Here is a 17985-nt window from a genome sequence, read left to right on the forward strand (position 1 = left end):
TTAAAATCTGAAATGTGAGAATGCTTTATTTGCTTCGGCCATTTTGTGAGTATCTACTCTCTTTTTAACGGCTGCGCCTTCTTCTTTAGCAGCTGCAAGAATTTCTGCAGCAAGTTTTTGAGCCATAGACTTTTCATTTCTCTTACGCGCGAACATAATTAACCACTTCATAGCAGTAGAAATTTTACGGTCTGGTCTTATTTGCATTGGAATCTGGAATGTAGCTCCACCCACTCTTCTACTTCTAACTTCTACATGAGGCATTACATTTGATAATGCATCTTTCCAAGTTTCTAATGCTGTTTTTTCTTCGTCTGTTTTCTTTTCATCTACAATATCAATTGCATCGTAGAATACTTTAAAAGCCACCGATTTCTTTCCATCCCACATCATGTTATTTACAAAACGTGTTACCAATTGGTCGTTAAACCTTGGATCTGGCAAAAGCGGTCTTTTTTTGGCTTGTCTTTTTCTCATGTCTTCTTCTTAAAGTTTTAAATTACTTTTTAGGGCGTTTTGCACCATACTTAGATCTACGTTGTGTTCTACCTGAAACACCTGCTGTGTCTAAGGCTCCACGAACGATGTGGTATCTAACTCCTGGTAAATCTTTTACCCTTCCACCTCTAACCAATACTATCGAGTGCTCTTGTAAATTGTGGCCCTCACCTCCGATGTATGCGTTTACTTCTTTACCATTAGTCAACCTTACCCTAGCAACTTTACGCATTGCAGAATTAGGTTTCTTTGGCGTTGTAGTATATACACGCGTACACACACCGCGGCGTTGCGGACACGAATCTAAAGCAGCCGATTTACTCTTCTTGGTTATTTTGGCTCTTCCTTTTCGTACTAATTGTGAAATTGTTGGCATATAAAATATGTATTATACTTAATGTATTATAAAATACCCCTTTTCTAAGGGCTTGCAAAGGTAGAAATTAAATTGAATAATTCAAACGCTATGCTATTTATTTTTACTGTTTTTAAAAAATTAATATTAGAATATGAAAAACATAATACAAACGTTAGCTTTATAACTCCAAAATGTAGCTCTTGAAGAAATTACTTTACACATTTTTATACCTTAATATATATTCAATATTTTCTCTAACCATAACTGCTCAAGAAATTGAGTTAAAAGTTGAAGCTGAAAATATTAAAGCTAAAGAAACTATTGACTCTTTATTATCCAATAAAAAATTTCCAAATTATAATACGTTAAAAAAGCAATCTGACTCTTTAGCAAATCAACTTGAAAAAATTGGATACATAGAAAGTAGATTAATTGATATTAAGAAACTTAATGACTCTATATTTATTTCTGAATTTTATCTAGGCGACAGAATAAAAAACATTAAAATATTTTATTCTAAAGAAAGTTTTACTGAAAGTGAACTAATAAATATTTCTTCAAAAATAAAGGATAGTTATTTTATCATTCCTTTTGAAGATGTTGAGAGTACACTCAAAAAGCTGACATCATATAAAACTGAAAACGGTGATGCTTTTGCTAGCATAAATCTTTCAGAAGTCAAAAAAGAAAACGCTTCAACATTATCTGCACAATTATCACTTACATCTAACCAAAAAAGAACTATAGATGATTATGTAATTAAAGGTTATGAAAAATTTCCTACATCATACCTAAAATATTTCTCAGGTTTAAAAAAAAACACAGTATTTAGCCAGACCACGATTCTAAAAAAAAATGAGATTCTAAACTCTCTTGGATTTGTATCTACCATAAAACCACCTGAAACTTTATTTAAAAAAGACTCAACAATAGTTTACTTCTACTTAAAAAAAGAAAACAACAATTTGTTTGATGGTATTTTAGGGTTTAATACCAATGAAGAAACAAATAAACTGCAGTTAAACGGATACTTAAACTTAGAATTAAACAACAACCTTAATTATGGAGAGCAACTCCTTATTAATTATAAAGCTGACGGTCAAGAACAAGTAAATTTTAAAACAAAAGCAACCCTCCCATATATATTTAAAAGCCCCGTTGGAATCGAATTACAATTACAAATTTTTAAAAGAGATAGCTCTTTTGTAACTACTGATCAACAAGCAAGACTCTCCTATCAAATTAGCCCTGCTATAAAATCTTATATTGGCTATAAAAGCTATGAGTCTAGCAATTTATTAGACAATGCAGTTGCTGGAGTAGCCGTGCAAGACTATAATTCATCTTTCGCAATTGGAGGGATTCAATATTTAAAATCTCAAAGCAATCCCTTCTTTCCTATCAAAACCAGCATAAAAGTTGATACAGAGCTGGGGAGTAGAGAAGCAAATGACGGATTAAGAGAAAAACAAACCAGAATATTATTTAATGGTTTACATATTTTTAATCTAAATAAAACCAATAGTATTTTTTTAAAGAATGTTACCTCTGCGTTATTTAGTGATACTTTTTTTGAAAATGAATTATATAGATTTGGAGGAATAACAAGTATAAGAGGATTTAACGAAAACAGTATTGACGCATCTTTATTTACAGTTATTAATACTGAGTATAGAATATTTTTAAACAACTCCATCTATGCCCATTCTATACTAGACCTCGCTTACTTTGAAAATAAACAACTAGACTTAGAGCAAAATCTATACAGCGTTGGATTTGGTTTTGGATTAAATACCAATGCAGGAGTTTTAAAATTGGCATTTGCAAATGGACTCATTGAAAGTCGAAACTTTGAGTTTTCAAATTCTAAAATTCACATAATATTAACGACAAGGTTTTAATTAAGCTAACACTAGCTTAACGTTATGTTTAAAAAAATATAAATTTTAAGTTTAAAAAGTTGTGTAATTAAGTTTTTATTGTGACTTTTGGCATTGGCTAATTCAAATAATTTATAAAATGAGAACAAAGTTTAGTGGAATTTTAACGCTTTTATTGGCGTTGGTTGTGCAAGTAAGTATTGCACAAACTAAAACTATTACAGGTACCGTATTGGATGATGCAAATCTTCCTTTACCAGGTGCTAATGTAATTATTAAGGGTACTAGTTCAGGTACTCAAACAGATTTTGATGGAAATTACTCTATTTCTGCTTCTGTAGGTCAAACATTAACTTTTAGTTATGTTGGATTTGAAACGCAAGAAGTAGCAGTAGGTGCATCCAACACAATCAATGTAACATTACAACCTGGATCAGTATTAGAAGAGGTTGTAATTATAGGTAGTAATACAAGTACAAAAGAGAAATCAAGTGTTTCTTCTTTTACTGTAAACGCCGAAACAATTAAAGCAAGACCAAACGCAAGTTTTGTACAAACTCTTTCAGGTCAAGTACCTGGATTATCTATTTCTACTGCTAGTGGACAGCCTGGAGCTAACTCTACAGTTAGAATTAGAGGTGTGAGTTCTATTAACGGTGACACAGAGCCATTATTTATTATAGATGGTGCACCAGTAGATCAGGATAACTTCCGTAGTTTAAACCCTAATGAAATTGCATCTGTAACTGTACTTAAAGATGCAGGGGCAACTTCAATTTATGGTAACAGAGGTGCGAATGGTGTAATTATTATTAAAACTAAAAGTGGAACTTTTGGGTCTGACCTTGTAATGAATTATGTAGGTCAGGTTAACATCAGTAACCTTCAAGACAATGATTATAACTTAATGAATTCTCAAGAGCTATTAACTCTTGAAAAGGAAAGAGGTTCTGGTTTAGGTGCTACGTTAACAGATGCTGAAATTGCAAACGCAAGAACATTTGACTGGGCAGATTACTTCTTTGACACAGCTTTAACGCAAAGTCATACAATTTCTGCTTCTAAAGGTGGAGAAAATGTTTCTACTTTTATTTCTTTAGGTTTTCATGATCAAGAGGGATTACTTAGAAGTAGTAGCTTAAAGCGTTTTAACCTTAGAACAAATCTTAGTGGAAAAAGTAGTAATGATAGGTTTACTTATAGATTAAATTTATCAACTAACTATTCAAAATCAGACGAGCCTAACAATATTGGTACTGGCGCTGTAAATAGAAACCCAATTCTTGGAGCATATCAATCTGTACCTTATTTAAGTATTGATGATTATGTTGATGGGCAGTTTATTTTAGATGAGCAATTTGATGGTACTTTTACTGTAACTCCATTACTTATTGTAGATAGACTTAGAACTTTTGATAGATTTGATGAAGAATTAAAGATTGTTGGTAGTTTCGATGGAAGTTATAAACTTACAAATGACATTACAGCTAGTGCTCTTATGAGTATCGATATGCAACAAGAAAACACTTTACGTTCTGAGGGACCTAATAGTTTTAATGCCTTATTATTTGCTGAGACAGGAAACGACACTCCTGGTTTCCAACAAGAGAATTTTAATAGAGCTTTTTCTTACAACCAATTATTATCTTTAGTTTACAATAAAGAATTTGGCAAGCATACATTTAACTTAGGTTTATACTCAGAATACTTTAAAGCACACTTTAAGAACTTTGGATATTTCCAAGAAGGTCTTGACCCATTAACATTTTCTTCAGGAGATGGTAGTGGATTTATAGCAGACAATGCTGACAATGATTTCTTTGTTGATACTGCAAATGCTAATATTTTGGAATCTGGTTTATTCTCTTATTTTTCAAGAGCAGACTATGACTATGATGCAAAGTATGGTATAACAGGTACTGTTAGACGTGATGCTTCATCTAGATTTGCAAATAGTAATAGATGGGCAACTTTTTATTCTGTTGCAGCTAGATGGAATATAGGAAATGAAGCTTTTATGGAAGATAGTGCTTTTGATTTATTAAAGCTAAGAGCTTCTTATGGTACTAATGGTAACCAAGATGTAACTGGTGCTGGACTTTTTGGTGGATTAACACTAACAAATTCATTATTCCAAACTTCACCAGGGTATCAAGGAGCTAATTCACTATCACTTGCCTTAATAGGTAATGATGCACTTAAGTGGGAAACTGTTACTACAACAAACTTAGGATTAGATTTCGAAGTATTTAATAGAAGATTAAGAGGTAGTGTAGATGTTTATGATAAAACTACTACAGATCTATATCTTAACCAACCTTTATCTGCTGTAACTGCAGCAACTCTCTTAAATGTAAATGGTGGTGAATTAAAAAATACTGGTGTAGATGTAAACTTATCTTACACAGTAATTAGAGCTAAAGAAGCTGATGGATTTAATCTTGACTTGAACTTCGTAGGTAATTACAATAAAAATGAAATTGTTGAATTCGGTGATGGATCTGAAGAGATTATTGGTACTGGACAAGTAGGTGGAAAATTAGGAGAGTATTTCTTGTATAGATTTTCAAGAATTAATCCTGAAAATGGTGAAATATTATTCTTAACTGCAGATGGTGAAGAAACTGAAACTCCAGATGTAGATGCTGATAGAGTTTGGTCAGACAAAAACATTTTACCTGATTATGAAGGAAGTTTTGGATTTAGTGCAGATTATAAAGGCTTTTTCTTAACTACACAATTTAATTATGTAATTGGAGTAGATAGATTTGACTTTGACTTATCAGGATTCCAAAACATCGATAACTTAGGTAACTTTAATTTATCTAGAGATTTATTTGATGCTTGGACTCCAGAGAACACAGATACTAACATTCCAAGACTTGGTGCAGACAATAGATCATTACTTGCTGGATCTGATTACTATTTAACAGAGTCAGATTACATAAGATTACGTTTTGCTCAGTTTGGTTATACGTTACCATCTAAATATCTTGACGGTACTGGTTTTACTGGTATTAAAATGTATGTAAATGGTGAAAACCTTCTTACTTTTACAGACTGGAGAGGTTTTGATGCTGAAGCACAAAGTAATACATCAAGAATATACCCAACGCCTAGAACTATTTCTTTTGGTGTTGACTTACAATTTTAATTGACATATAACTTTTAATTTATATAAAATGAAAAAAATAAAAAAATTAATTCTACTTGTATTCTTTACAGCTTCTATTGTTAGTTGTAATGATGCAATTGAAATTACACAACCTGGAATATTAGGGGCTGATCAAGCTTTTAGTGACGTAGAAGATCTACGACTTGGTTTACTTGGAGCATACAATAATTTTGATGTGACTCAAGAGATTAACTTTAACGCTGTTTTTACTGATGAAATATCAATAGGCGTTGGTAATGGAGGTCAAGGTATTGCAGATTACAGCTATATCTTAAACCCTAGTAGTTCTTTTCCTACTGCATGGTGGATAAACAACTTAACTGCATTAAACTCAATAAACAGAGTTCTTGAAGCTGCAGAGGGGATTGAACCAGAAGCTGGTGAACAACAAGATTATAATGACATAGTAGGTCAATTATATGCTCTTAGAGCTTTTGCTCACTTTCAACTTGCTTCATACCTAAGTACAGATTATTCTGACGATAGTGCTTTATCTACCATATTACTAGATTTTGTACCAAGTGTTGTTGATGATTTACCAAGAAATACTAATGGAGAAATATTTGGATTAATAGATAGTGATTTAACATTAGCTTCAAACTTAATTGCAGATCAATCAAATCCAGTATTTGCTAGTAAGGATTTTGTAACTGCATTAAGAGCTCGTATTGCTGCCTATAGAGGTAATTATGCTGCTGCAAATAATTTTGCATCTCAGTTATTAAATAGTTATCCAATAGCAAATAGAGATCAATACTCAAATATGTTTATTGATGAGGATAACACAGAGATAATCTTTAAGTTATCTAGACAAATTGGAGATCCTTATGATGGCCAAGGTGCAACAGGAAGTGGTTTTGCTGGTGGATGGGCTGGAGCAGTCTTTGCTTTTGTAAACCCAACTGCTTCAGGAGGTGCTTATTTTGAAATGAGTAGAACAGTATTTAATAACTTAGATCCTGCGGATATAAGATATGATGTAAATGTTCACCCAACTTCTCTAATAGACCCAGACTACTTAACTAACAACAATGATGACTTAGACATTTTAGCAATCTCTAAATATCCTGGTAAGGATGGTCAGCCTTTAATGAATGATTTAAAAATATTTAGATCATCTGAAATGTTGCTTATAAAAGCTGAAGCATTAGCTGACGCTGGAAGTTTTAATGGTCCTGGAAATACAACGGCTGGATTATTAAAGCAATTAAGAGATGCTAGATTTGGTTCTGATCAACCATTACCAAATTTTGCAAGTGAGCAAGAAGCTTTTGGAGCAATTATGGATGAAAGAAGAATTGAGTTAGTTTATGAAGGACACAGGTACAAAGATCTTAAGAGATTAGGTCAACGTGCTGGAAGAGGTATAGATCGTGATCCTAACGATTGTGATGTTAATAATTCATGTACTCCAATTCCAACAACTAGTAATTTATTTAGTATCCCAGTACCATTAGTTGAGTTAAACGCTAATGAAGTAATTCAGCAAAACCCTGGATACTAAGATTAACTTTAATATTAAGTTAAAAATTATATACAAAGAGCCACTTTATAGTGGCTCTTTTTTATTTAAACCTAGAAGAAGCATACATAAAGTTGTTTAATTAACATTTTATTAGCATTTTTGTAATACTTAATTCAAAACAACGAATATGAAAACTAAATTACGCTGGATATTTAGCTTTGCATTACTATTAACATCTTTCATAGTAGTAGCACAGGTAAAAACAGTTACAGGTAATGTAACTGACAATAATGGTATTCCTCTTCCTGGAGTGAATATTTTAATTAAAAATACCACGACAGGAACACAATCTGACTTTGATGGCAACTATACCATACAGGCTAGTAATGGTGAAATACTAGTGTTTTCTTATGTTGGTTTTAAAAGTCAAGAAGTTACTGTGACAGATTCAACTAGCTCAGTTAACGTTATCATGAATGAAGACGCTTCTGAACTTGATGAAGTTTTAGTAACAGCATTGGGTATTAAAAAAGAGAAAAAAGCACTAGGTTATGCTGTTACTGCTCTTGATGCAGATGATTTACAACAAAGAGCAAATGGTGATATTACTAAAATATTAAGAGGAAAAGCAGCTGGTGTTGATGTGATTAATGCAAGTGGACTATCTGGAGCAGGATCAAGTATATTAATTAGAGGTTTATCAACTACTGGGGATAACCAACCTCTTTATGTGGTTGATGGTGTAAGATTCAACTCAAACACAAACGGAACCGGATTTTCTGGAACAAGTAGATCTTTAGATATTGACCCAAACAATATTGAAAGTGTAAATGTTCTAAGAGGTCTTAATGCGACAACCCTATATGGTGCTGATGGTAAAAACGGAGTAATAGTAATAACAACTAAAGCTGGAAAAATTGGAGGTAATTTTAACAAGAAAAATGAAATTAGTGTTACTGTATCAACTTTTGTAAATGATATTGCATCTTTACCAGATTATACAAACCAAAGAGGACAGGGTTATTACGATGCCTATTATAATTTCTTCGGAAACTGGGGAGCAACATTTGGTCGTCCAAATTTTGGAAACATAGACTCACAAGGACAAGTATCTCACCCATATGCACTAAATAGTCCAATTTTTGTTGATGGTTTTCCAGATCAAGCAGATACTAGAGTAGATTACAGAGATTATCAATCTCAAGAAAATTTCTTTAATACAGGAATAGTAAAAAACGTAAATTTATCAGCTAGTGGAGGATCTGAAAACTTTGGATATAATATCTCATACAGTAACTTGGATGATGAAGGGTTTTTACCAGGAAACAAATTAGACCGAGATGCAATAGCAATTGGTGGAAATGCAAAGTTTAGCAACAACTTTAGCGTTTCTTCTACATTAAATTATGTAAACACTAATTTTAGATCGCCATTTACTGGACCTATATTTACAGGTTTATTAAATACTCCAAAGAGTATTGATTTAGAAGGCTTTCCATCACAACACCCTTTAACTGGTGAAGAAATAAACTTCCAAAATGATGGTGGAGCATCAAACCCTTATTGGTACCTTAATAATTCAGGTATTGAAGAAGAGGTGAATAGAGCTTTTGGTCAAATATCTGCGACATATGAAATTAATAAGAAACTTTCAGCCACTTACAGATATGGTATTGATGTATCTATTGAACAACGTAAATCTTTTGTAAATAGAGGTAGTACAGGTGGTGCTGAAGTAACTGGTGCACTTACAACTTCTACAAGAAGACAGACTGTTACCAACCATACACTTTTATTAAACTATGACAATAGATTTTTTGATGAAAAGTTTGGTCTTTCAGCAAACATAGGGGGAGATGTTTTTAGTGAAGAACAAGTACTAGATGGAGCAAATAGCACACAGCAAACTGTTTTTGGACAGTTTACTCATAACTTTTTTACTTCTTCGCAAGGGTTTAATAGTAGAACAAGATTAAATAGACCGGGAGTTTTTGCCCAAGCAACATTTGATTATGATAACATTGTATACATTACAGCAAATGGTAGAAATGACTGGACATCGAATTTTAATAATAATTCACAATTTTATCCTGGAGTTGGGATATCATTCTTACCAACTTCTGCTTTTGAAGGATTAAAAGGTAATGCTCTAAATTATTTAAAGTTAAGAGCAGGATACGGAACATCCGCGGAGTTTAGTGTTCCTGGAGGTGGAGCATATCCAACATCTCAAACTGTATTATCAAATTCAAATTCATTTGTTACTGCTAATGGAGATGTTGTTGTTACGGACGCAATTAATAATGATTTAGCAAATGAAAATATAGGTCCATCTATAATTGAAGAATTAGAGTTTGGTATAGAAACAAAATTTATTAATAATAGAGTTACGCTAGATGCTAGTTATTACACTAGAACTACAAGTGATTTAATATTCTTTACAAGTTTTGACCCGTCTACTGGTTATACTGGAGGTCCTCAAAATATTAATGAATTTAAATCTGATGGTATTGAACTTAACTTAAATGTAAAGGTTTTTGATACTGAAAAATTTTCATGGGACATTGGAGGAAACTTTACTAAAACAGAATCTGAAGTGACTGAACTTGATGTTGACCAATTTCAATTTTCTAGTGCATTTGGTGGTCAATTAGGAAATTACTTAATAGAAGGACAACCTGTAGGTATTATATTAGGTTCAATTGTTCAAAGAGATGAAAATGGTAATTTACTTAATAATGGAAGAGAGTATTCAATAGACCCAGAAGCTGCAATATTAGGTGACCCAACACCAGATTGGACCGCATCAGCTTTTACAGCAATTAATTATAAAAATTTGTCTTTAACTGCAAATGTGCAGTATAGAAAAGGTGGTACAATCTACTCATCAACTGCGCGATCGCTTTTAGGTAGAGGTCTTACAACTGATACAGATGGATTACAGAATGCAGGTTTTATTTTACCAGGTATAAATACAGATACCGATATGCCTAATGATATAGTAATAAGTACTGGAGATGCATACTTTAATCTTTATAATAATGGTCCAGATGAATTTGGAATTTTTGACGGAACAACAATTAGACTACAAGAAATTGCATTAACATATCGCTTTAGCGACAAAACATTAGAAAGAACTCCATTTGGAAATATGTCAATTTCTCTTGTTGGTGAAAACCTGTATTACAAAGCTATTAATGTACCAGATGGTATTAATCTTGACACTAACTCTATCGGTACTGGTGTAAATAGTAATGGAGCTGGAATTGAACTTGGAGTTAGTCCATCATCAAGAAGAATTGGAGTTAGTATAAAAACATCATTTTAATTTAAAAGATATGAAAACATATAAAAATATATTCACACGCCTATTTTCAATACTCTTAGTATTGTCTATGGCAGTATCTTGTGAAACTATAGAAACAGACCTTACAGAAGACCCTAACAACTTAACACCAGATGAAGCCTCTCTTGGCGCTTTAATTAACTCAAGTCAGTTCGGCTTTAATAGTTTTTTTCAAAACTTGCAATTTAGTCTATCTCAAGTAACAAGAATGGAGTTAATGCGAATCTCAGCAACCTATGCAAATCAATTTACTGTAGATTCTTTTAATGGAACATGGATAAATGCTTATGCTAACTGCCTAGTAGAGTTAAAGCAAGTCAAAGAGATTGCTGCTGCATTAGAAACGGATGATGTAAACGGAAACAATATTATTGCTTTAGCACAAATTATGGAGGCATATACTATTGTAACTTTAGTTGATGTTTTTGGAGATGTCCCTTATTCTGAAACTTTACAAGGCTCTGGAAACTTAAACCCAAAAAGAGACTTAGGAGAAGATGTATATGCAGCTGCTAGAGAATTATTGATTGATGCCATTGCTAAAATTGATGCTGGTGGTAGTGTAGATATTCCTAGTGACCTATTTTATGACGGAGATGTACAACAATGGAGAGCATTAGCAAATAGTCTGCTTATTAAAATTGCTGTTTCATCAAGAATAAATAACCCTAGTGCTGCAGATCACGCAAATGCAGTTATTAATAATGGTGGTTTTATTAGTACCAATAATGATGATTTCCAGTTTAACTACGGCTTAGCTACAGATCCAGAAAGTCGTCACCCTTTATTCACATCTCAATATGTAAGTGGAGCTAGTATCTATATGTCAAATCCTTTTATAAGAAGAATGGATGGAGATCCTAGATTTAATTACTATTTCTATCAACAAGATGGTCCAGGAGGTTTTGAAGGAAGAGAACATGGTGATACTAGTCCAAGTGTTGCATCAGAATTTAGAGATATAACTATTCATGGTTTATACCCAGCTGGTGGAATGTATAATGATGGTACAACTGGTCCAGGACAAGCAACTGATGGTGCCCAAGGTGCTGGCGCTTCTATTATTATGACTAATTCATTTACACAATTCTTAATTGCCGAAGCACAGTTAATTCTTAATGGAAGTATTGGAAATGCTAGAACTGCATTAATTGATGGTGTAAGTGCTTCTATAGACAAAGTAACAAACTTTCAAAGTGGTGCAATACCTAGTGGAGCTCCAGAACCTTCTCAGGCAGACATTGATGCTTATATAGCAGATGTTGGCGCAAGATATGATTCAGCTGGAAGTGACCAAGAAAGGTTAGATGTAATAATTACAGAATATTACAAGTCGCTTTGGGGTAATGGTATTGAAATTTACAATAACTTTAGAAGAACGAGTTATCCATCAGATATAGCTCCTTCTCAAGATCCAACACCAGGAACTTTTACAAATAGCATGCTGTATCCTGCAGTATACATTCAGAATAATAATAATCCAGATGCAGTACAAAAAGCATCTGTTGCAGAAAAAGTATGGTGGGCAGAAGGAACAACATTTAATTTAGATTTTTAAAAAACTTAATTATGAAAACACATATAAAACTTTTTATCGCACTAGCTTTTATAAGCTTATTTTCTGTAAGTTGTGAAGATGAAGGTTTCTTTGGAGATGAAATCTTTAATGACGAAACCAGAGCTCCTTATGTATCTATACAAGACAGAAATGAAGACTTGGAAGATATCACAGGAAATAACTTTTGGGGATTTGAATTAGTTGCTGAGAATAATGGAAATCAAGTTAGAATTGCTTATGACTCTCAAGACAATAATATAATTTCACATGAAGTATATGTAGGTTTTGACAGTGATGATGAAACAGGACCACTTGAAACAGATGCTTTGCTTACTACTATAAATTCTTTTCCAGTAGAATTAATTTTCACTAAGGAACAAGTAGCAACTGCATTAAACGTACCTGTTTCAGATTTGGATACTGGAAGTGTATACTTTAGAGGTAGAAGTGAAGATGCAGATGGTAATATTCTAGAGGATCCAACAAAACTTGAGGCATTCTTGGTTTTCGAAAGACACGCATATTTTTATGAGTGGCCATTAGACCAATAAATACCTTTAAAAAATGTATTTTTGTATCGCTGTTCTAATTAAGAGCAGCGATATTTTTTTATGAGCAAAAAAGAAAGTACCATATTTGGAGTTTACCCAGTTTTAGAAGCAATCAAGTCTGAGGTTGTTTTTGATAAAGTCTATGTGCAAAAAGATTTAAGCAACCCTAAAGTTGATTCATCTCTTGCTACTCTAGAAAAAGATGGAGTTACTATAAATTATGTTCCTATTGAAAAATTAAATAGGTTAACAAAAGGAAATCATCAAGGCATCGTTGCCATCACCTCTCCTATTTCATTCTATTCATTAGAGTCTATTGTAGAAAAAACACTTGCATCTAAGGAAGATGCTACTTTCCTTATTTTAGATCAAATAAGTGATGTACGTAACTTTGGGGCTATTTTACGTACTGCAGAATGTACCGGAGTAGATGCAGTAATTATTCAAAAAAAAGGAGGAGCTCCTGTAAGTGGAGATACCGTAAAAACATCTGCAGGTGCTATCTTTAATATCCCTATTTGTAAAGTGGATCATATAAAAGATGCTATTTTTTATATGCAGGCCTCTGGGATAACTACTATAGCTGCTACAGAAAAAGCAGAGAATTCAATCTATCATACAGATTTTAAAAAACCCATTGCAATAATAATGGGTTCTGAAGGAAAAGGAGTTAGTAAATCTGTATTAAACTTAATTGATGAACAAGCTTCTCTCCCACTCTTAGGAGAGATTAACTCGTTAAATGTATCTGTTGCTTGTGGTGCTTTTCTATACGAGATGGTTAGGCAAAGAAGTTTATAGCTCTTCATCTTTAGACTTCTTTTTAAAAGTATAAAGTATTTTAATTTTTGTTTTTTTTGGAACTTCAGGAACACTTTCTATCTCTTCTTCTTTAGGTTTTTCAATAAAGTTTCCTTCTTCGTCAAACTGTTGCATAAAAGGATCTAAGGATGGGTCGTAATTTTCTTTTTCCCATTCATATTTTTTATTTTCAACTATATTTTTTCTGAAAAGAAATGAAAAAACAACGCCAACTATAAATCCAGATAAGTGTCCTTCCCAAGATATTTTTTCATCAATAGGAAATAAATACCACAATAAGCTTCCATACAAGAAAACTACGACAAGAGATAAAGCAATAAGCTGAAAATTTTTAGAGAATATCCCTTTAAAAAATAAAAATGAAGCTAGCATATATACAATGCCACTTGCTCCTATGTGATAAGCTGGCCTTGCAATAGACCAGGTTAAAAACCCAGTTGCAACTAATCCAAATAAAAGTACTCGCCATTTAATATGTCTATAAAAATAAAACAGCGCAGTCATAAGCACTAGCAGAGGCACACTATTATTAAAAAGGTGTTCTAGGCTACTATGTACAAAAGGAGAAAAAAACACTCCTAACAGCCCCTCCATAGTTTGAGGATAAACACCTAGGAAGTTTAAATTATAGTTAAACCTAACTTCAATCCAAAAAAACAACCACATTACAAAAACAAAAAACAATGGGAACAGAAATGTTCCTAGTGAAAATTGTAACCGATGTTGTGATTCCATAAAAATTAATTGTCAAAAAGCAGTCCTAACTAAAAGATATGCTAATTTGTCAGCCAAATAGTTGCTAAATATCGTAATTTTAAGGCATGAGTACGCCACTTGCAGAACGTATTAGACCCAGAACATTAGATAACTATCTTAGCCAGCAACACCTTATTGGGAAGGATGGTGCATTAACTACCCAACTTAGCTCTGGAGTTTTTCCATCTATGATTCTATGGGGGCCACCTGGAACAGGAAAAACAACATTAGCCACTATAATTGCAAATGAATCTGACAGACCTTTTTACACACTAAGCGCAATTGATAGCGGAGTGGCAGCAGTAAGAGAAGTTATAGAAAAAGCTAAAAAAAGTGACACTTTATTTTCAAGCAAAAACCCCATCCTGTTTATAGATGAAATACATAGATTCAGTAAATCACAACAAGACTCTTTACTAGGAGCTGTAGAAAAGGGATGGATTACTCTTATTGGAGCTACAACAGAAAATCCAAGTTTTGAAGTTATCCCTGCACTTTTATCTAGATGCCAGGTATATATCTTGAAGCCATTTACAAAAGAAGACCTCACTAACTTATTAAAGAGAGCGATTAAAATAGATGAAAAACTATCTAAAATTAACATATCGCTAAAAGAAACTGAAGCACTAATTAGGCTTTCTGGAGGAGATGCAAGAAAGTTATTAAACATATTAGAGCTTGTCGTACTTTCTGAAACATCAGAAAAAGTAACAATTACTAATGACTTAGTATCTCAAAAAGTGCAAAAAAATACAGTATTATATGATAAGACTGGTGAGCAGCATTATGATATTATTTCGGCATTTATAAAATCTATTAGGGGTAGCGACCCTAATGCAGCAGTATACTGGTTGGCTAGAATGATTGAAGGAGGAGAGGATGTAAAGTTTATTGCCCGGAGGCTGCTTATTCTAGCTTCTGAAGATATTGGAAATGCAAATCCAACAGCCATGGTACTAGCAAACAATACGTTTCAGGCTGTAAATACTATAGGGTACCCTGAAGCCCGTATTATATTAAGTCAATGTACTATCTACCTTGCTACTTCTCCTAAAAGCAATGCCTCTTATGAAGCTATTAAAAAAGCTCAACAGCTCGTAAAACAAACTGGAGACCTATCTGTACCTTTATCAATTAGAAATGCTCCTACAAAGCTTATGAAAGAGCTGGGGTATGGTAAAGAATATCAATACGCGCACAATTATGAAGGTAATTTTGTGGCTCACGAATTTTTACCTGATGAAATTAAAGGAACTAACTTATACATACCAGGTAATAACCCCAAGGAGAACAACTTAAAAAAATACCTTACCAATCTTTGGAAAGATAAATATAACTTCTAAACTATAGCCAATAGGTGCTAATTCATTTTTTTGTAAAAAACTGGGGTATCACCTTTAAAAATTGTTAGATTATTTGAAGCATCAAAATAAGCATCATATAGTTTTCCATCTTCCGTTTTAAAGGTCATACTAGAAGAATTGCTACTAATTGTTCCTTTTAATACAAGTCCTTCTCCACTTGTTGAATTATCTTGATATAACGAAAAACCAGCAGCTGTTTTTCTAAGTAAAAAAGTATTTGAATTAGAAGTGTATCTTATAAATTTGGCACTTGGCACTTCTTTTTCTGTTACAATTGGGAGTTCTTTTTCAACCTCAATTTCTTCTCTAGGCTTTATAATTTCTGTATTAGTTGTATTGGCAATTACTTTAGTGGAGTTATTATTTATCCCACTTACCATAATTTGATTTATATCTACATCTTCAAAACTCTTAAATGCGTTTCTTAATGCATCTGGATAGGCTCTCTCCCATTCTTTAAAGCTTGTTATGCCTCTAGCCGATCTATAAACTTCATTCCCGTTACAATCTTTAAAAATCAATTCAAGTCCTAATTTTAAAAGCTTATTGTTCTTTTCAAGATTTACATATAATCCCTCACATTTATCAACAGCAGGAAGTTCGTTTATTCTATAAGCATTAAAGCCATATTTATCTAAATAAAAATGAGCCATCTCATTTAACCGATACTGATTTTTTTCTTTTAAGAATTCAAATTGATCTGGAACTACTACAAAACTATAGTCACTAAGTGATTTTTGCGCACTTGAAAATGTAATAATAAAAAGTAATGCTAATAGAGTGAACTGTTGCTTCATTGTTCGGCAATTTTAATATTAATCCCTAGCTGTAAAGATACACTTTTTGCTTTTGCAATATTTCCATATTTAATGACATTGTCTGCAGCTACGTAAAAGTTAAACTTCCCAAAATCTCCAACAATACCTAGCCCAACATTAGAAAAAGAATAAGAATCTGCAGTATAAGTTGCCTTAGCAGATAAGAAGTCCCATAATCTTCTGTAATAAAATAATGTTGCGGCTGTTTGTGGGCCTTTGGGCCTAAAAATACTATATACCTGAACACCTACTGCTTGATTTCTGTCTAAACCACCGCCCATATTCATACAATCACATTCTCCAGATCCACCTACTACTCTACCAAAACTATATTTTAAACTCCCGTTTAACTTTAAAGGTCTAAACTGGGTATATTTTTTTACGATTGTATCTACAGGAATCTCTCTTTCAATTTCATCTTCTAGATCATCATAATAAGGTAAGGTTCCTTCTCCATTTATCAATGGTGGAAAAATGAGTTCAATACCATTTAACGTATAATCACCTGTAACTTGATATGTTTCTACATCATTGCTATGAAAAATTGCACCTATATCTAAGGCACTTGCAGAAGCTTCTAATCTATTTGTAATTTCATAAGTACCCCCTATATCAAAGCCAATTCCTATGTTTCCTCCAAAAAAAGCTCTCCCCAAAACTTCACTTGTAACTTGTGATGCCCCATCTAAGTCTGATAGTGAGGCTATTCCAGAAGTTTCTACAGTAATTTCTGCATTCTGAACTGTGTGTTCGTATATATTTGGGCTATCTACATCTCCAAATCGCGTTATAAAACTACCTTTATTATTTGTGCTTCTGTAACTTAACATGCTAGAATACAGTTTTGCTCTAACTCCTGCTGTTAATTTGTCATTTATCTTTTTATTAACGCCAAAGTGATATACTACAGTTAAATCCCCTGTTGTACTAATTTCTCCTAAATCAAATTCATAATCAATATAGTCTCGATTTCCTTCCCATGCTAAAATTGCTAAATCTCTAGGAAAATAAGATATAAAGTCAAACTCTTGATAGATCCCCCCAGAAAAATAGATTTCCTTTTTTGATCGCCAGCCAAAGTTTATAATTTCTAATTGCTGTGTTGCTGTAAAGAAATCGGTATTTTTCATTTCAAAAATCTTATTACGGATTTTCGTATTAATATTCTCTCCTGTATCACCAAAAATATCAAAAGTAGATACCCCAGAAGCACCTCCGTTAACATGAAGTTGAGATAAAAATGGTATACCAAAGTGCGCCTTTTGAGGAACGGTTACCCCCGGATTTAAAAGTAAAGACTGTGGCACTTCTTCTAGACCATAGAGCACTTGCTTATTTTGTGCAATTGATGTTAACCCCCAAAGGGCAAGTATATAAAAAACTACATTTTTCAT

The 17985-nt window shown here is 32.9% G+C and carries 13 protein-coding genes; 8 read left to right on the forward strand and 5 right to left on the reverse strand.

Annotated elements, in window-relative coordinates; translation table 11 throughout:
- Both rpsG and rpsL read right to left on the reverse strand, forming a co-directional pair.
- Complete coding sequence (rpsG, locus tag RM538_RS12745) at positions 1 to 477, reverse strand: 30S ribosomal protein S7 (RefSeq protein WP_311333826.1); 477 nt, start codon at positions 475 to 477, stop codon at positions 1 to 3.
- A 22-nt stretch (positions 478 to 499) separates the two neighbouring features.
- The gene (gene rpsL / locus RM538_RS12750) at positions 500 to 874 is read right to left on the reverse strand and encodes a 30S ribosomal protein S12 (protein WP_179354551.1); all 375 of its coding nucleotides are present in this window, start codon (positions 872 to 874) and stop codon (positions 500 to 502) included.
- 182 nt (positions 875 to 1056) lie between these two features.
- Here rpsL and RM538_RS12755 point away from each other — a divergent pair, with 182 nt between their 5' ends.
- The 7 genes from RM538_RS12755 to rlmB all read left to right on the forward strand — a co-directional run bounded on the left by RM538_RS12755 (position 1057) and on the right by rlmB (position 13632).
- Entirely contained in the window at positions 1057 to 2757 is a 1701-nt protein-coding gene (locus tag RM538_RS12755; RefSeq protein ID WP_311333827.1) for a BamA/TamA family outer membrane protein, read from the forward strand.
- 118 nt (positions 2758 to 2875) lie between these two features.
- Positions 2876 to 5890 (forward strand): SusC/RagA family TonB-linked outer membrane protein, encoded by a 3015-nt coding sequence (locus tag RM538_RS12760; RefSeq protein WP_311333828.1) that lies wholly within the window; start codon positions 2876 to 2878, stop codon positions 5888 to 5890.
- 28 nt (positions 5891 to 5918) lie between these two features.
- Positions 5919 to 7415 (forward strand): RagB/SusD family nutrient uptake outer membrane protein, encoded by a 1497-nt coding sequence (locus RM538_RS12765; RefSeq protein ID WP_311333829.1) that lies wholly within the window; start codon positions 5919 to 5921, stop codon positions 7413 to 7415.
- Between the two features lie 148 nt (positions 7416 to 7563).
- Complete coding sequence (locus tag RM538_RS12770; protein ID WP_311333830.1) at positions 7564 to 10704, forward strand: SusC/RagA family TonB-linked outer membrane protein; 3141 nt, start codon at positions 7564 to 7566, stop codon at positions 10702 to 10704.
- Between the two features lie 10 nt (positions 10705 to 10714).
- Positions 10715 to 12280 carry a SusD/RagB family nutrient-binding outer membrane lipoprotein gene (locus RM538_RS12775; protein WP_311333831.1) on the forward strand — a complete coding sequence of 522 codons (1566 nt, stop codon included), beginning with the start codon at positions 10715 to 10717 and terminating at the stop codon, positions 12278 to 12280.
- 11 nt (positions 12281 to 12291) lie between these two features.
- Positions 12292 to 12831: a hypothetical protein gene (locus RM538_RS12780; RefSeq protein WP_311333832.1), complete on the forward strand. Its 540-nt coding sequence runs from the start codon at positions 12292 to 12294 to the stop codon at positions 12829 to 12831.
- Between the two features lie 60 nt (positions 12832 to 12891).
- Positions 12892 to 13632 carry a 23S rRNA (guanosine(2251)-2'-O)-methyltransferase RlmB gene (gene rlmB / locus RM538_RS12785; protein WP_311333833.1) on the forward strand — a complete coding sequence of 247 codons (741 nt, stop codon included), beginning with the start codon at positions 12892 to 12894 and terminating at the stop codon, positions 13630 to 13632.
- Here rlmB and RM538_RS12790 read toward each other — a convergent pair.
- Positions 13627 to 14388 carry a rhomboid family intramembrane serine protease gene (locus tag RM538_RS12790; protein ID WP_311333834.1) on the reverse strand — a complete coding sequence of 254 codons (762 nt, stop codon included), beginning with the start codon at positions 14386 to 14388 and terminating at the stop codon, positions 13627 to 13629. The genes rlmB and RM538_RS12790 overlap by 6 nt on opposite strands.
- A gap of 86 nt (positions 14389 to 14474) precedes the next feature.
- On the opposite strand from RM538_RS12790, the gene RM538_RS12795 reads away from it, so the two are divergent.
- On the forward strand, positions 14475 to 15752 hold the full coding sequence (locus RM538_RS12795; protein ID WP_311333835.1) for a replication-associated recombination protein A: 1278 nt from the start codon (positions 14475 to 14477) through the stop codon (positions 15750 to 15752).
- A gap of 17 nt (positions 15753 to 15769) precedes the next feature.
- Here the strand turns inward: RM538_RS12795 and RM538_RS12800 are convergent, their stop codons facing one another.
- Positions 15770 to 16570, reverse strand: coding sequence for a hypothetical protein (locus RM538_RS12800; protein WP_311333836.1), 801 nt, complete (start codon positions 16568 to 16570; stop codon positions 15770 to 15772).
- Positions 16567 to 17985, reverse strand: coding sequence for a DUF5723 family protein (locus RM538_RS12805; RefSeq protein ID WP_311333837.1), 1419 nt, complete (start codon positions 17983 to 17985; stop codon positions 16567 to 16569). Before RM538_RS12805 ends, RM538_RS12800 begins: the two co-directional genes overlap by 4 nt.

This window comes from Patiriisocius hiemis, from assembly GCF_031846325.1.
Lineage (GTDB): Bacteria > Bacteroidota > Bacteroidia > Flavobacteriales > Flavobacteriaceae > Patiriisocius_A > Patiriisocius_A hiemis.

Bases quoted from the DNA above. Each gene is read 5' to 3' on its own strand.
- rpsG (WP_311333826.1), bottom strand. From the start codon at position 477: ATGAGAAAAAGACAAGCCAAAAAAAGACCGCTTTTGCCAGATCCAAGG.
- rpsL (WP_179354551.1), bottom strand. From the start codon at position 874: ATGCCAACAATTTCACAATTAGTACGAAAAGGAAGAGCCAAAATAACC.
- RM538_RS12760 (WP_311333828.1), top strand. From the start codon at position 2,876: ATGAGAACAAAGTTTAGTGGAATTTTAACGCTTTTATTGGCGTTGGTT.
- RM538_RS12765 (WP_311333829.1), top strand. From the start codon at position 5,919: ATGAAAAAAATAAAAAAATTAATTCTACTTGTATTCTTTACAGCTTCT.
- RM538_RS12770 (WP_311333830.1), top strand. From the start codon at position 7,564: ATGAAAACTAAATTACGCTGGATATTTAGCTTTGCATTACTATTAACA.
- RM538_RS12775 (WP_311333831.1), top strand. From the start codon at position 10,715: ATGAAAACATATAAAAATATATTCACACGCCTATTTTCAATACTCTTA.
- RM538_RS12780 (WP_311333832.1), top strand. From the start codon at position 12,292: ATGAAAACACATATAAAACTTTTTATCGCACTAGCTTTTATAAGCTTA.
- rlmB (WP_311333833.1), top strand. From the start codon at position 12,892: ATGAGCAAAAAAGAAAGTACCATATTTGGAGTTTACCCAGTTTTAGAA.
- RM538_RS12790 (WP_311333834.1), bottom strand. From the start codon at position 14,388: ATGGAATCACAACATCGGTTACAATTTTCACTAGGAACATTTCTGTTC.
- RM538_RS12795 (WP_311333835.1), top strand. From the start codon at position 14,475: ATGAGTACGCCACTTGCAGAACGTATTAGACCCAGAACATTAGATAAC.
- RM538_RS12800 (WP_311333836.1), bottom strand. From the start codon at position 16,570: ATGAAGCAACAGTTCACTCTATTAGCATTACTTTTTATTATTACATTT.
- RM538_RS12805 (WP_311333837.1), bottom strand. From the start codon at position 17,985: ATGAAAAATGTAGTTTTTTATATACTTGCCCTTTGGGGGTTAACATCA.